Origin of the sequence: Singulisphaera sp. GP187, assembly GCF_900129635.1 — a bacterium.
Classification (GTDB): Bacteria; Planctomycetota; Planctomycetia; order Isosphaerales; family Isosphaeraceae; genus Singulisphaera.
In genome coordinates this window covers 5,094,737-5,110,275 of record NZ_FSRB01000001.1, presented here as the reverse complement: position 1 = coordinate 5,110,275, position 15,539 = coordinate 5,094,737, and the positions used below count along the sequence as shown (strand labels likewise).

The following is a 15,539-nucleotide window of genomic DNA, read 5'->3' as shown; positions in this document are numbered from 1 at the left end:
GAGAATTTCGAACGCAAAGCATATGAAGCACGTGATTGCGAGAGCGATCGCTTGCAGCTTCATGTTGCTGGTTCTGCCGTCCTGCGGAATCCCCCCCCTCCGTAAGGCGGAGCCCCCGCCAGGTCTGCCGGAAACCCTCAATGGAGGGACCAGCTCGGAAAACTCCGCTCAGCTCACGATCGAAGAGTTTTATCATGATCCTGCGCTGACGAGCTTGATCAACCAGGCAGTGGCCAGCAATCGAGAGCTGAAGCTCCTGAATGAGGACGTCCAGATCGCCAGCAACCAGGTTCTGTCGCGGTCAGGGGCCTACCTTCCCTTCGTCACTGCCGGGGCCAGCGCGGGGGTGAACAGGGCCAGCCGCTTCACGCTTGATGGAGCCGCCGCCATCAACGACCCGTTCCTCCCCGGGCAGTTCTTTTCCCTGGCGCATGGACAATTCGGGGGGGCATCAACCTCAACTGGCAGTTGGACATCTATCGGCAACTGCGGAATGCCAGGGACGCGGCAGGGCAGCGCTTCAACGTCGCCCTCGAGCGGCGGAACTACTTCATCACCCGTCTGGTCGCCGATGTTGCCGAGAATTATTTCAGGCTGATGGCGCTCGACAAACGGCTTGAGAATCTGAATCTCACCATCGAGCTTCAGGAGCGAAGCCTCGAGATCGCTCAGGCCTTGAAGGAAGCCGCCCGCATCACCGAGCTCGGTGTCCTGCGGTTCCAGGCCGAGGTTCGCAAGAACCAGAGCGAAAAGCTGATCGTGAATCAAGACATCGTCGTGACCGAGAACCGGATCAACTTCCTCCTCAATCGGTTCCCGCAGCCCGTCGAACGCGTGTCTGCGGGATTCTACGAGCTGAACATTAACAGGCTGAGCGTCGGAGTGCCCTCGCAGTTGCTCCAGAATCGACCCGATATCCGCCAAGCCGAGCGCGATCTGGCGGCGACCGGGCTCGACGTGAAGGTCGCCCGGGTTAACTTCTTTCCTCAACTCGTGATCAGCGGCGGCACCGGCCTCGCGTCCCTCGTCATCAATCATCTCTTCGAACCGCAAGCGGTGATTGGCACTTTCGCGAGTGGCCTGGTCGGGCCCTTGATCAACAAGAGATCGATCAGGGCCGAGTACCTCACCGCGAACGCCAGGCAATTGCAGGCCCTCTACACCTACCAGCGCGTCGTCCTCAACGCCTTCACCGAGGTTGTCAACCGCCTGTCCATGGTGGAGAAGTACACCGCCAGCATCGAACTCAAGAAGCAGCAGATGGCCGCGCTCGAGGCCTCAGTCGAGGTCGCCAGCAATCTGTTTCAGAATGCCCGCGTCGAATACATCGATGTGCTGCTCGCCCAACGTGACCTCCGGGACGCGAGAGGGACCTTGATCGATACCAAAGTGGAGCAACTCGTTGCCATCGTCAACACCTATCAAGCCCTCGGCGGCGGTTTGTTGTCGAATCCCAATGGGGCCGTCGTTCCCAATCAGAACCCGTACATCCACACGGTCAGCAGCGGCGAGACCTTCCGGACGATCTCGCAGCGCTACTACGAGTCGGAACGGTATTCCAAGGCCCTCTGGGCGGCCAACAAGACGGCCATCCCCGACCCCGACCGCCTGACCGTCGGCGACAAGATCGTCATTCCTCCGGCCGACCAGCTCGACCAGTCCCTGATCGATGTGGGCCCCGCGCCTGCCTCGGCTCGCCCCGAGACGGGGCCCGGCAACGAACCGGCGATCATCCCCCCACCCCTGCCACCACCCGCAAGCCTGCCTAGCCCGTTCGGCGAGCCGGAGACCAAAGACCCCGCCGTCAAGGCCACCGGGGGCACTAAACCCTCTGCGGCCTCGCCGAATCCGGCGACGAGGAAGTGACCGGCCGATTCGACACCGTGGCCCGGACAACGAGTTGATGCATCGGGGGCCCGGACAACTTGCTTGTCCGGGTCCCGACGCGACAGGAGGCTTTGGGTTTGGCCCGGCCCGAGGGGAAAGTCGCGGCCGCCCGGACAGCCAAGTTGTCCGGGCCAACCGGGGCCGGGCGGAATCCCCGGTCATGTGGCGACAGTCTCGGAAAACGTGGTCTCAAGCGGCTCCGACCCTGGCGACCCGGCGCGGGCGGGTGATCGGGGCAGGTTGAGATCCTCGAGAACGCCTGCTCGGCTCGCTCGACGAGCCTTGAGAGGTTCGTCGCGACCTGTCAGCGCTCCGGCGCCTCCGGATCGGGTTGGTCAGGCCGGAGGATAAGGCTGAGGAGCACGCCCACCTCGCGGTGCGACTCGACCGAATGCCGCAGCGGGCGGTCCAGGTGCACCGCGTAGCGATTCCGCCGCCCCTCGCGCGAGCGCGAAAGGTAACCTCCCTCCTCGAGGTCGGCCACGATCCGCTGGACGGCCCGCTCGGTGATCCCCACCCGATGGGCCACCTCGCGGAGGCGCACCTCCGGCTCTTTTGCGATGCAGAGCAGCACGTGGGCGTGGTTACTCAGGAATGTCCACTCGAGGCCGCTTCCCATGGTTCGACCGACCATACGCCGTCCCTTGACTTTCGTCGATAGCCTGGCTATAAATTATACGACCTGAATGTCGTGTATTGGTTGTCCGGAATTTTGGAGTCTCCTCGCACGTTCATCGAGTATAGAGTTTGAGGCCGTGGGTTTTACCCGGCCAGCCGGAGAAATCGCGAAGTGATCTGGTAGAAAGCCATCTCGTCGGACGCCGGCGAGCCTCGAATCATGACGTTCGAGAAGCGAGGGGCCATGCCCGACCGTAAACGCCTCGTCTCCATACACTTGATCACTTCCTCGCTGGCGTTACTGGCGTCGTTGCTGGTCGCGCCGATCTGGATGTCAGAGTTCGTCACCGTCTCGTCCCGACCCGATGGCCTCCACCGCACTTTCGCCCTGTCCCCGGGCCAACCTAAGGCCCGCCTCAGCGCAGCGAGGGTCACCACCGTCCTGCAGGTGAATGCCCTTCCTTCCGAGAATGAAGAGCAGGATCGGGCCGATGCTCTGGACAAGGCTCCTGAGAATGAAGAGCAGGATTGGGCCGATGCTCGGGATGAGCCTCGAATTTCCTTCCTACTCCCTTGCTCCTTCCGGAAGATCTCCGATCGCCAGTTGATCGCGCCCCGCTTGACCCTCTCCCTCTGCCCTCTCCGCTGTTGATCGTCCGCTGATGGACCTTTGATCACCGGCTGATGTGTCGCCGGTCCTCCACGCGTCGTCCAGGCCCCACCCTGGGGGATGGCGTGCAATCGACATCGCTCACTCGGTCAAACCGTGCCTCGCCAATGCCCAGGTCTTGGGTTCGACGTCCCGCGTGGTCGTTGGTTTGGCGTGCCCCGGACCCCGACGTCCGCGATCGATTGATGACGACCTAGCCGGGAGATCATCCCGCGCGCCTTTCCGACGCCATCTCACCCCCCTCTGGCGTTGAACCGAGTCGGATTGCCGTCCGTACTCGAATTCCTCCAATCCACACCATGGTTCCTTGCCCAAGGAATCGGGACAGAGTTGAGTCGAGAAGAGTCGAACAGGAGCCCTGCGATGAATCCGTTTAAGTTCGCTATGCGACGGCCGTTGACCACCTTGATGCTGGTCGTCGCCCTGATCAGCGGCGTGGTCCTCGGCCTTTACAAGTTGCGTGTGGACATCCCAAGATTGAATACCACCAAGATTTACACGCATCTTGATACTATGAGCGTGCATGCCAAGCGGATGAAAGGGCGCATCGTCGGCCAGTTTGAGGCGTATTTTCACAAGCACGAGGAGGAGCACCACGAGGAGCACCATAAGGTCCTCGTCACCCGTCCTCAGGCAAAAGCGGTCGTCCTCACCCAGGAATATGTCTGCCAGATCCACTCGCAGCGCCACATCAATGTCCGTGCGCTGGAGAACGGGTATCTCGAGGCGATCTCGGTCAAGGAAGGCCAGGCCGTAAAGAAGGGCGATTTGTTGTTCAAAATCGTCCCAGTTCTTTACCAGGCAAGACTGAATGCCGAGAACGCCGAGGCCCAGCTCGCGCAACTGGAGTTCAAGAACACCAAGAAGTTGTTCGAGAAGAATGTGGTCTCCCAGAATGAGGTGGCACTGCTCCAGGCGAAACTGTCAAAGGCCCAGGCCAAGGCGGAACTGGCGAAGGCCGAGTTGAACTTTACCGACGTCAGGGCACCGTTCGATGGCATCGTCGACCGCCTGCAGGAGCAGATCGGCAGCCTGATCAAGGAGGGGGACAGCCTCACGACCTTGTCCGATAACAGCCTGATGTGGGTTTACTTCAACGTGCCCGAGGCCCAATACCTCGAATACATGGCCGTCATGGGTAAGCATGATGGGGATCAGCAAATCGAACTCGTGCTGGCGGACGGCAACAAGTTCAAGCAGACCGGCAAGATCGGTGCGATCGAGGCCAAATTCAACAACGAGACCGGGAACATCCCCTTCCGCGCCGATTTTCCGAACCCGGACCGCCTGCTCCGTCACGGTCAGACCGGCACGGTGTTGATCAACCGAGTGTTGGATAACGCCCTCGTCATCCCGCAGCGGGCGACCTTCGAGACTCTCGACAAGCGGTACGTTTATGTCGTCGACAAGGATGACAAGGTCCATCAGCGCGAGATCGTCGTCCTGGAAGAAAAGGATGACATCTTTGTTATCAAAAAAGGACTTGATGTGGGCGACAGGATCGTTCTCGAAGGGATCCTCCAGGTTCGCGAGGGCGAGAAGGTGGACTTCGAGTTTCGTCAGCCGGAACTGGTGATTGCAAGCCTCAAAAACAGGGCGGAATAGCAAGCCGCTTCCCGGGACAGAACTCAACCCGTTTCTCTCAGAACTGTACTTTCCGAGACCGGATCTCGAAAGCATGCAGCCGATTCCCGGCCCAATCGGATTTCCGCTCAGTCGACTCAGACCCCAAGGGTGCAGGCAAATCGGCGATGGAGTGGGCCGGGTCGGTCGGCGCCGACGAGCTGCCGAGCGATCCGGAACGATCCGGTGGAACTGGTGACAATCGACGGGTTTGTGAGGGTCTGACGTTCGGCGCTGGGGTTGCAGCAGTCGGCACCGAGATTCGGTTCACACACATACACGCAATCTTTCGGAAAGTGCAGTCAGAACGATGTTCGCAAAAATCCTCTATAGACCCGCATTAGCGATCGTGATCTCCGTGATCATCCTGTTTCTTGGGGCGCTGGCAATTAAAACGTTGCCGATATCCCAGTTCCCCTCCGTCGCGCCGCCGAGCGTGGTGGTCACGGTGGCTTATCCCGGCGCCAGTGCCGATGTCTTGGTCGACTCGGTCCTGATTATCTTGGAACAGGCCATCAACGGCGTCCAAGACATGCGCTATATGGCCTCTGCCGCCACCAGTGCCGGTGAGGCCACGATCATGATCATCTTCGAGCCGGGCACGGACCCGAACGTGGCGGTCTTGAACGTGAATAACCGGATCAATATGGTGAAAAACCGACTCCCTCCCCTGGTGGAGCGGGAGGGAATCGTCGTCATGCAGATGATGACGAGCATGTTAATGTATGTGAACGTCTTCAGTACGCAGAAAGGCGTCGACCAGAATTTTCTCTACAACTACGCCTTTGTCAACATCCTGCCCGAGATCAAGCGGGTCCGGGGCGTCGGCACCGCCACGATTCTCGGCAGCCGCCAGTATTCCATGCGGGTCTGGCTGAATCTCGACCGCATGCGTGCCTACAGACTGTCCTCCGAGGACGTCATGAAGGCTCTGGGACAACAGAGCATGATCGGTTCGCCCGGACGACTCGGCCAGGCGACGGGCAAGACGTCGCAAACCGTCGAGTACGTCCTGACCTGGGTGGGACGGTACAATAAGCCGGAGCAGTATGAAAATATCATATTAAGGGCAAATCCCGATGGGGAAATCCTTCGGCTCAAGGACGTCGCCAAAATCGAGCTGAGCGCTTCGTACTACAACCTCTACTCGGACATCGATGGCTATCCCTCGGCGGCCATCGTGCTCAAGCAAACCCCCGGCTCCAACGCCGCCACCGTCATTGAGGAGGTCAAGGAGAAGCTCGCGGAGATGAAGGGGGAGGCGTTCCCCCCTGGCATGGACTTTCAGGTCAGCTACGATGTTTCCAGCTTCCTGGAGGCGTCCATCGAGAAGGTGCTCCACACCTTGTTCGAGGCGTTCGTGTTGGTGGCCCTGGTGGTCTTCCTGTTCCTTGGGGATTGGCGGTCCACGCTGATCCCGACCCTGGCCGTTCCGGTGTCCTTGATCGGGACATTCTTTTTCATGCTCTTGTTCGGCCTCTCGATCAACCTGATCACGCTCTTCGCGCTGGTGTTGGCGATCGGGGTTGTGGTGGATGACGCGATCGTGGTGGTCGAAGCGGTGCATGCCAAGATGAACGAGAAGCACCTCTCCCCGTTTCGGGCGACCATGGAGGTGGTTCACGAGATCAGTGGCGCGATCATCGCCATCACGCTGGTGATGACAGCCGTCTTCATTCCGGTGACCTTCATGACCGGGCCGGTCGGCGTCTTCTACCGCCAGTTCGGTCTCACGATGGCCACGGCCATCGTGCTCTCCGGTGTCGTGGCCCTGACGCTCACGCCCGTTCTCTGTGCGATGCTTCTCAAGCCCCACACGGGCCACGTGAAAAAGCGTGGGCCGCTGGCCATCCTGCTCCATCTTTTTGACCGTGGCGTCGAGAAGGTCACGGGCGGTTATGCCGCGGTCCTGCGCCGGATCGTCACGCGCCGCGTGCTGACCATGGGCATCATCACGGGCTTTGGCGTCGCCATTTTCCTGGTGAACACGCAGCTTTCGACGGGCTTTATTCCGCTCGAGGACCAGGGCATGATCTATGGGATCATCCAGACGCCTCCGGGCTCGACCCTCGAGTACACCAACGCCAAGGCCCACGAACTGCAGGCGATCGCCAAGAAGATCGATGGAGTCAACTCGGTCTCCTCGTTGGCCGGCTACGAGGTTCTGACCGAGGGCCGAGGCTCGAACGCAGGGACCTGTCTCATTAATTTGAAGCCTTGGTCCGAGCGCAAGCTGACCTCACGCCAGATCATTGAGGAACTCGACAGAAAAGGCCGTGCGATCTACAACGCGAAACTCGAGTTCTTTGAGCCGCCCGCGGTTCCTGGTTTTGGTGCGGCCGGTGGGTTCTCCACACGTGTTCTCGACAAGACGAACACGAACGACTACCAGCGGCTCGGTGAAGTGACCAAGAAGTTTATGGCCGCCCTGTCAAAACGCAAGGAGGTGAAGGGCCTGTTCACCTTCTTCGCCAGCAACTACCCGCAGTATGAACTGGTCATCAACAATGACGTGGCCATGCAGAAGGGGGTGTCGATCGGAACCGCGATGGACAACCTCTCCGTCGTCGTGGGTAGTACCTGGGAACAAGGCTTCATCCGCTTCGGCCAGTTCTTCAAGGTCTTTGTTCAGGCCGCGCCGGAGTTCCGGCGGATCCCCGAGGATTTGGAGAATATGTTCGTCAAGAACGAGCAAGGGGAAATGGTCCCCTACTCCGCGTTCATGAAGCTCAAGAAGCGGCAGGGCTTGAACGAGATCAATCGCTACAACCTGTATCCCTCTGCCGCCATTCAAGGTGCACCGGCTACCGGCTATAGCAGCGGTCAAGCCATCAAGGCGATCGAAGAGGTCGCCGCCGAGACCTTGCCTCACGGTTATGACATCGGCTGGGAAGGCCTCTCTTATGACGAGGCGAACAAGGGGAACCTGGCGGTTTATATCTTCGCGATCGTCGTTGTCTTCGTCTATCTGGTGCTGGTGGGGCAATACGAGAGTTTCATGCTGCCGCTGGCCGTGATCCTGTCGCTTCCGGTCGGGCTCTTCGGTGCCTTCTTATTACTGAAGGTGATGGGGTTGTCCAACGACGTCTACGCCCAGATCGGTCTGGTCATGCTGGTCGGGCTGCTCGGCAAGAACGCGATTCTCATCGTCGAATTCGCGGTGCAACGGCGCCAGGAGGGCCTGAGCCTCAAGGAGGCGGCCATCGAAGGCGGAAAACTGCGGTTCCGGCCGATTCTGATGACCTCCTTCGCCTTCATCGCCGGTCTCCTTCCGTTGGTCGTTGCCACCGGCCCCGGAGCGATCGGAAACCGCACCATTGGCACCGCCTCAGTCGGCGGGATGCTCGTGGGCACCTTGATCGGGGTCTTGGTCATTCCCGGCCTTTATTACATCTTCGGTGTGATTGCCGAGAAGGGCCAACTCCTCCAGGACGAGGCGGATGAACCGCTGACCGAGGCCATCACGGCTCACTAAGGAACGGGCCGTAAATCGCTTGCCGATTTCAGGACGATTTACGGACGTGCCACGTCGGCTGGGTCTCGACCCAGCCGACTTTCGTGGGATGACAGCGGTTTGCCCTCGAGTCGCTCACGTCCATGTTGCTGGGGTCTCCGACCCCGGGGCAAAGGCCAGCAGACGGGGGGCACAGACCCCAGCGACAGAGAACGTTCAGAACTGGCGGTTCGGTCCCCATGATCCGTACGCCATCCAAAGCTAAACCACTGGAAACTCGGGACGTGATTTCTTAGCCGCCGGCGATGGCCCCCACGACCAAGAACGGCTCGGCCCCCGTGGCGATGGCGTCGGGGAGCGGGGTGTCCGGATGTTCGTGGGACAGGTCCTGCTCACAGGCGAAGAATCGTAAAAAGGGCCGGCGTCGTTGGGTTTCGTGGTCGCGGATCGTTCCGCGGAGCATTGGGAAGCGGACTTCGAGCGCGTCGAGGACCGAGCGCTGGGTGATCGGGGGCTCGACATGGAGCTCGGTTTCGCCATTGATGCGTGCCAGCGTCCGCAGATGGGTTGGGAGTACCACGCGGATGATCATGGCAGTGTCTGGACCTCGACGGAGAGGACGGCCGGAAGATCGCGGACGATGGGGACCCAGTTGTCGCCCGCATCCGCCGATGCGTACACCTGTCCCCCCGTGGTGCCGAAGTAGATCCCGCATGCGTCGAGCGAGTCAACGGCCATGGCGTCGCGGAGCACGTTGACGTAGCAGTCGCTTTGCGGCAGGCCGGCTGTGAGGGCTTCCCACTCGTTTCCGCCGGTCCGACTCCGATAGACGCGGAGCTTACCGTCGGGCGGGTAATGCTCGGAGTCGCTCTTGATCGGGACGACGTAGACGGTGTTCGGCTCATGCGAGTGGACGTCGATGGGAAACCCGAAATCGGACGGCAAGTTCCCGCTGATCTCGTGCCAGTTCTCCCCGGCGTCGTCGCTGCGCATGACGTCCCAGTGCTTCTGCATGAACAAGACGTCGGGACGCGCGGGGTGCAGGGCGATCCGGTGAACGCAATGGCCGACCTCCGCATTCGGGTCGGGAATGTACTGCGACCGCAGCCCTCGGTTCGTCGGCCGCCAGGTCTTGCCACCGTCGTCGGTCCGGAACACGCCGGCGGCGGAAATCGCGATGAAGATCCGCTCGGGGTTGCTCGGGTCGATGATGATCGAGTGCAGGCCCATCCCGCCGGCCCCCGGTTGCCAGCGCGGTCCCGACTCATGACCGCGGAGTCCGGGGAGTTCCTGCCACGTCCGGGCACCGTCGGCGGAATGGAACAGGGCGGCGTCCTCGACACCGGCGTAGACGGCCTCCGGATTGGTCAATGACGGTTCGAGATGCCAGACGCGCTTGAATTCCCACGGGTGCTGCGTGCCGTCGTACCACTGGTGGGTGCCGGGAACGCCGTCGTACTTGAACTCGTTGCCGACCGGTTCCCAGGTCTTGCCACCGTCGTCGGAGCGCTGAATCATCTGCCCGAACCAGCCGCTCGACTGCGACGCGTACAACCGGTCGGGGTTCACCGGAGAGCCCTTGAGGTGGTAAATTTCCCAGCCCGCAAAATGGGGGCCACTGATCTCCCACCGCTGGCGTTTGCCATCCGCCGTCAAGAGAAACGCGCCCTTGCGTGTGCCAACGAGTACCCGGACTTGGCTCATGCTTTACTCCTTTTTTTATCGCGTTTTCGTCAGGGGGACCCGAGGGTCGACCGCCCCAGGGTGGAAACGGCGTGGACACTCAGTAGTCGTCTGGCGTCGGTCGAATTCGACAACGACCAAAAGCGTGCGCCGGATTTTCTGGGCACGCACGCCGAGAAGCCACGTAACGGCATCCGGCGTAAGGTTTTGAGTTCTTCTGGTCTGTGCGCCGTCGCTTGGAAAAAAACAACGACCCGCCAGAGAGCGAGGAATTCCCCTCGTTCCTACGGTCCCCCGTGGGAATGCCGTCCCCGACGCTCCGCGTCGTCTGGCCGTCGCAAGCCGAGGACGCAGCGCGTCCCCGACTGCATTCCCACGGGGGACCGCTATGCCTTACCCACAAGTCGTAAGTCGTTAGCAATTCGGAGGTTACGGAAGGGGGCTGTGGCTCGAGCTGGATGCCACAACTGGAGGACTCTCAAGCGCTTGCGCCGATCACCCTCGCTGGACACCGGGCCAGCCCCCCACTTGTGGGTAAGGCATAGCGGGGGACCGTGGGAACGAGGCGCGAGAGGCTTCCTGGCCCTGGATCGGGTCGTTGTAACCGATGGGTGGGACGTTCGCGCTTCCGCCCCCTTGGCTCGCCTTATGTTTACGCCTGCGAGGAATCTGGCTTGGCTGACTTCCCCGCGAGGAACTCTTCGGTCGAGACTGAGCTCGCATAGCCGAAGCGGAGCGCTGACATGAAGGCCGCGTGCACTTGCTCGGCCGGGATCGGGACTCCGTTGAACTCAAGGTCACGCGAGGCGCAGGCGTCGTGAACGACGATGCAGTGGTAGCCGAAGTCGTTAGCCGCGCGAGTGGCTGCGTCGACGCACATGTGGCTCATCGCGCCGCAGATCACGACGTCCTCAATGCCGTTGCGGTCGAGGACTTCCTTGAGATCGGTTTCGCGAAAGGAATTGATGAAGTGTTTCAGAACCACATGCTCGCCGTCGAGATTCCGAACCTTCGAATGGATCTGGGCGCCCGCCGATCCTGGCGCAAAGAAGGGCGCATCGGCTGTCGGGAACTCGTGGCGGACGTGGACGACCAGATCACCTGCCGCACGCGCCGCGGCCAGGAGCCGGGCGGCGTTATCCGCGGCGGTTTCCATTCCACTCAGCTCCCAACGGCCGGCCGGGAAATAGTCATTCTGGATGTCGATCACGATCAGCGCACGCTTAGACATATTCTTAAGTCTCTCGCGTAAGATGTCAGGGAGGGAGACGACCGGCAAGGGCGGTCCGCAACGTAAAGTCACGATACCGTCGCTCTGCGCCGGGTGTCAAAGGTTCTCGTCGCGTTCACGAAGGCCCCGACGGTACGTCGAGCAGCCGGCTCGAGGGCTCGCGATTGCACTCAGTGACGGCCCCTGGCACCTTTGTTTTGCGCTCCCGGCGAATCCCTTCAGGCTCAGGCGAAGCCAACCGCGAATGACTTGTTGACGGATCGTTTCCGGTACGGACGATGGACCGGGATCGAACCCGTCGTACGCGGCGGGGAGGACGACGAGTTTCAGCAGCATGCTCGTGATCAGGCCGACGCCTCGGTCCGCTTCCTCAAGGATAGCGTCAGCATCCAGACGATCTGGTCGCTCGGGCCGCGGAGCGGGGGCGAAATCCTCAGCGCCGATAGCTATTGATGAAATGAATTGAGTGAATGCCCCGCTTGACCGTTGGGTCTCAACCGGGCTCCGGCAAGACCCCCTCCGGGGCCGATTCGCCTTCGTCCTCCGTCCGCCCGATCAGGCTTCGAGCGAAGCCAAGGAGCGGGACGGCGAGTTGCAGGCCGCAGACCGCGCAGACGCCCCCCCAGCCCCACCGCGACCAGGCGAACCCGCCCAGGATCGAGCCGACCCCGGCGCCGACGCAGCACGAGACCATGTAGATGGTGTTCAACCGGTTCTGAGCCTCGGGGCGCAAGGCATAGATCCGTGCCTGATTCGAGACGTGCGTCATCTGCATCCCGAGGTCGAGCAGGATGACCCCGGCCACGATCCCCCCGAGCCGATTCGAGCCGACCCAGAGCTCGAAGAACGAGGCCAGCATCAGGACGAGGCCGAGCACCGCCGTGAACCGGGAATCGCCCCGATCCGCGAGCTTGCCGACCAACGACGCGGCCAGGACCCCCACCACGCCCACCAGCCCGAACAGGCCGACGATCTCGCTCCCGTAGCGGAATGGGGGCTCGGCGAGGTGGAAGGCCAGCGTGGACCAGAACGCGAGGAAGACCCCGAACGTCGCCGAGCCAAACAGGCAGGCCTGCCGCAGCGCGGGCTCGGTTCGGACCATCTCCCAGAGCGAACCGATCAGGCGAGGATAGGTCAGCCCTGTGGTCGCCTTGTCCCTCGGCAACGCCCGCCGCAGGACCACCAGCAGGAGGATCGAAAGCCCGGCGGCGATCCCGTACATCGCCCGCCAGCCGAGGTATTGGCCGACGAACCCGCTCACCGTGCGCGACAAGAGGACGCCGATCAGAAGGCCGCCCTGCACCGTACCCACCACCCGCCCTCGTTCCCCGGGCGGGGCGAGGTGGGCGGCGAACGGGAGCAGCAGTTGCGGGGTGATCGTTGTGACCCCCAGCAAGAAACTCGCCACGGCCAGCAGCCCGAGCGTCGGGGCCACGGCCATCCCCACGAGCGCGACGATCACCGCGGTGAGCATCGCGACCACCAGCCCTCGCCGTTCCACCATGTCGCCCAACGGGGCGATCAGGAGCAGGCCGAGGGCATACCCGACCTGCGGCAGCGCCGGGATGTGGGCGACCCCACCCTCCCCGACGTGCAGGTCCCGGGCGATCTGGGGCAGGAGCGGCTGAACGTAATGCAAGTTGGCGACGGTGACGCCGCAGCCGATCGCCATCAATAAAGTGGTGCGGCGACCGAGGCGTCCGGCGCCGATCGGTTCTTCAAGTTCGGCATTCATGAGCAAAGGGTGGTGACCGAGTGGGTTTCCGGGCGGCGGATTCGTTCGCGCTCGAGTGGCGGCACTGAATGATAGGAGAATGCGTCAACCCTTCGGCCCTTGCCCATGACGGATTGAAAAAGAAAATCAATGCTTATGGAGGAGCTTGCCAAACGACTCGGAAGCCGTTTTGAGTGTCTCTCTGCTGGAGTGCCAAGCAAACGAGATCGGGAAAGAATTTGCGAATATCGCGTCTTCAATAACTGTCCGACGAGATGACCTCACCGCCTTGGCGGGTGAGCAGCGAGCCGAGGACCTCGATTGCCATCGTTTCCTTGAGGAACCGCACCGACCCGTCGGCCATCCCGACGTTGGCTCCGCCGGGATGGAAGCCGTAGATCCCGAACTGGTTCCCGCAGTTGATCGGGCACCGCCCCAAGTTTTTCGCGGCGCTGATCCAGTCCTTACCCGGATCGAAGCCCTTCACCGAGAACAGGTTGGCCTCGGCCCAGGCGCTGATCAGGACACTATTGCTTGCCGTCACACCCGAGCCGGGGACCATCGTCCGGCCCGATCGCCAGATTTGGGGCCGGCCGGCACATTCGACCAGCATGATCGTGTTGGAGGTCCCGTCGATGACCTCGCTGAGATTCCGCTGACCTTTCGCAGTGGTGCCCTGGAACACGCCGTCGACGCTGGGTGGCTGCGGACTCTGCATCAAGCCCGAGTCCCACATGGTGGAGGCGATGCCGGTGCTCGCCGCGTAGTCGGCGATTGCGGCCCCCCAACCCGGGGCCGGTTTCGTGACGAACGACGGATTGAGCCGGGGCCCGCTCGGCGTGCTCGGGCAGAGCATCGCGTTCATGTGGGTCTGGGCCGCCGTGCTGTTGTCGCCCGCGATGTGCGCCACCTGAATGTTGTAGCTCTGGTACAGGTTCGCTTGCTCGATGTACGGCAGGATCAGGGCGCCCCAGTAATAGGTCGGCTTGGTTTCCGAAGTCGGCAGGGCGTTGTTGGCGGAGTGGAAGTTGTGCACCGCCAGCCCCAATTGCTTGACGTGATTGGCACACTGGATCCGCCGCGCGGCCTCGCGCGCCGCCTGCACGGCGGGTAACAGCAAGGCGATCAGCACCGCGATGACCGCGATCACGACCAGCAGTTCAATGAGCGTGAAGCCGCCCCGGGAAGAATGAGGATTCCGATTCATGGTTCGTCGTCAGGGGATTGGGGCCGCAAGGCGGGGCGAGGCGGCGCCGGAACGAAGTCGCGGGGACCGCCCCGGGACCATCCTTGGGGGCCAGTGCTTGCGGGCTGAATCAAATCGGGAGCAAAGGACCGTTTCTCCCGGGTGCAAGTTTACTGAGGCCCCGGCGGGGGCGTCAAGTTGCGATTGAGATTCTGTATCAACTCGGGCGGACTGGGGGGGAGGATTGGCGGACGACGGAAGCCGCGGGGTTCGTTCAGGGATTCGAGGAAGGCTTTGAGGTCGGCGAGATCGCGATCGTTCAGGCCCAAGGGGCGGAGCCGCGGTGATTTGGTGGGGAACGGCGCGGCGTCCGGCTTCGGTGCGCCGGAGGGGCGGCGCAAGGTCGCCATCCCGGCGTTGTACATGCGCAACACCCCGTCGAGTTCGAAGACTCCGTTGTGCATGTAGGGCTTGGTGTTGCCGACGTTGCGGAGGCTGGGCGTGCGGAACCGGCCGACGTCGGCGGCGTCTCGGGTGATCCGGTAGCGGCCGAGGTCCTCGAGCTCCCGTCCGTAGTAGCTCAGGCCGAGGTCGTGGAACTGGCCGTCGCTGAAGGCCGGTCCGTTGTGGCAGTTCAGGCACCGCGCTGCGCCTCGGAACAGGTCGAGGCCGGCGATCGCCTCGTCGGTCAACGCTTGTGGATTGCCTTTGAGGAAGGCGTCGAACTTGCTCCGGCCGCCGACCAGCGTCCGCTCGAACGCGGCCAGGGCGAGGGCCACCGTATCGAGCGTCACGTCGTCTGCCCCGAACGCCTCCCGGAACGCCGGGCGGTAGCCGGGCACCTTGGCCACGGCCGCCACCGTCGCTTCGGCCGGGGCGTTCATCTCGTGCGGGTTCAGGATCACCGCGCGGGCCTGATCTTCGAGCGTCGCGGCCCGGCCGTCCCAGAATAGGCTCCGTGCCTGGCCGATGTTGAGCAGCCCCGGTGAGTTGCGCCGAAGTGCCTGGCGGTCGTGGCCGAACGACGTGGTCCGGCCGTCGGCCCACCCGAGGTCGGGGTCATGGCACGACGCGCACGCGATCTGCCCGCTGCCCGACAGCATCGGGTCGAAGAACAGCATCTTGCCCAGCGCCACTTTCGCCGCTGTCGGCGGGTTGGTGGCGGGGTGGGGCACCGGCGGCAAGATGCCCAACTCGACCCACTCCACCCCCGGGTCGACGTCCGGCTTGGGCCATTCCGCAGGAGGCCCCTGGTAGACCCGGCGCAACCCGGCGATCCGCTCCGCGCGAACGTCGGCGGACTCCTGGGGCCGGGGCGGGAGCCGGGGCAACCCCTTCTCCTGCCGCTCGGCCGTGGCGCCCGGGTCATCGTCGCCCCGGACGATCGCGGGGGCGCCCAGCAGCAACATGACCAAAACGCCCATCCCTAATGTCGATGTCCAGCGAACCAACCACCCTGATCGCATAACGCAA

12 protein-coding genes are annotated in these 15,539 nt (G+C 62.5%); 5 read left to right on the top strand and 7 right to left on the bottom strand.

Going from position 1 to position 15,539, the window contains the following annotated elements:
• Positions 1-438: 438 nt before the first annotated feature.
• The gene (locus tag BUS42_RS19815; protein ID WP_254053761.1) at positions 439-1,866 is read left to right on the top strand and encodes a TolC family protein; all 1,428 of its coding nucleotides are present in this window, start codon (positions 439-441) and stop codon (positions 1,864-1,866) included.
• Positions 1,867-2,191: 325 nt separating this feature from the next.
• On the opposite strand, the gene BUS42_RS19810 is transcribed toward BUS42_RS19815, so the two are convergent.
• Positions 2,192-2,521, bottom strand: a complete 330-nt coding sequence (locus tag BUS42_RS19810; RefSeq protein ID WP_074309035.1) for a helix-turn-helix transcriptional regulator — start codon at positions 2,519-2,521, stop codon at positions 2,192-2,194.
• 204 nt (positions 2,522-2,725) lie between these two features.
• Between BUS42_RS19810 and BUS42_RS19805 the strand changes: the two genes are divergently transcribed.
• From BUS42_RS19805 to BUS42_RS19795, 3 genes are all read left to right on the top strand, one after another.
• Positions 2,726-3,157 carry a hypothetical protein gene (locus BUS42_RS19805; protein ID WP_074309033.1) on the top strand — a complete coding sequence of 144 codons (432 nt, stop codon included), beginning with the start codon at positions 2,726-2,728 and terminating at the stop codon, positions 3,155-3,157.
• A 381-nt stretch (positions 3,158-3,538) separates the two neighbouring features.
• Positions 3,539-4,780 (top strand): efflux RND transporter periplasmic adaptor subunit, encoded by a 1,242-nt coding sequence (locus BUS42_RS19800; RefSeq protein ID WP_074309031.1) that lies wholly within the window; start codon positions 3,539-3,541, stop codon positions 4,778-4,780.
• Between the two features lie 328 nt (positions 4,781-5,108).
• Positions 5,109-8,273, top strand: coding sequence for an efflux RND transporter permease subunit (locus tag BUS42_RS19795; protein WP_074309028.1), 3,165 nt, complete (start codon positions 5,109-5,111; stop codon positions 8,271-8,273).
• A gap of 271 nt (positions 8,274-8,544) precedes the next feature.
• Here the strand turns inward: BUS42_RS19795 and BUS42_RS19790 are convergent, their stop codons facing one another.
• The 3 genes from BUS42_RS19790 to BUS42_RS19780 form a co-directional block, all read right to left on the bottom strand.
• Entirely contained in the window at positions 8,545-8,841 is a 297-nt protein-coding gene (locus tag BUS42_RS19790) for a MoaD/ThiS family protein (RefSeq protein ID WP_074311261.1), read from the bottom strand.
• Positions 8,841-9,956, bottom strand: a complete 1,116-nt coding sequence (locus BUS42_RS19785; RefSeq protein WP_074309027.1) for a WD40/YVTN/BNR-like repeat-containing protein — start codon at positions 9,954-9,956, stop codon at positions 8,841-8,843. Before BUS42_RS19785 ends, BUS42_RS19790 begins: the two co-directional genes overlap by 1 nt.
• 631 nt (positions 9,957-10,587) lie before the next feature.
• Positions 10,588-11,166 carry a cysteine hydrolase family protein gene (locus BUS42_RS19780; protein ID WP_074309024.1) on the bottom strand — a complete coding sequence of 193 codons (579 nt, stop codon included), beginning with the start codon at positions 11,164-11,166 and terminating at the stop codon, positions 10,588-10,590.
• A gap of 252 nt (positions 11,167-11,418) precedes the next feature.
• Between BUS42_RS19780 and BUS42_RS19775 the strand changes: the two genes are divergently transcribed.
• Positions 11,419-11,619 carry a hypothetical protein gene (locus BUS42_RS19775; protein WP_143206387.1) on the top strand — a complete coding sequence of 67 codons (201 nt, stop codon included), beginning with the start codon at positions 11,419-11,421 and terminating at the stop codon, positions 11,617-11,619.
• Positions 11,620-11,659: 40 nt separating this feature from the next.
• On the opposite strand, the gene BUS42_RS19770 is transcribed toward BUS42_RS19775, so the two are convergent.
• The 3 genes from BUS42_RS19770 to BUS42_RS19760 form a co-directional block, all read right to left on the bottom strand.
• Positions 11,660-12,901 (bottom strand): MFS transporter, encoded by a 1,242-nt coding sequence (locus tag BUS42_RS19770; RefSeq protein ID WP_074311259.1) that lies wholly within the window; start codon positions 12,899-12,901, stop codon positions 11,660-11,662.
• 235 nt (positions 12,902-13,136) lie between these two features.
• On the bottom strand, positions 13,137-14,087 hold the full coding sequence (locus BUS42_RS19765; RefSeq protein ID WP_074309020.1) for a DUF1559 domain-containing protein: 951 nt from the start codon (positions 14,085-14,087) through the stop codon (positions 13,137-13,139).
• Positions 14,088-14,236: 149 nt separating this feature from the next.
• Positions 14,237-15,475 (bottom strand): cytochrome-c peroxidase, encoded by a 1,239-nt coding sequence (locus BUS42_RS19760; protein WP_254053622.1) that lies wholly within the window; start codon positions 15,473-15,475, stop codon positions 14,237-14,239.
• Between the last annotated feature and the right edge of the window lie 64 nt (positions 15,476-15,539).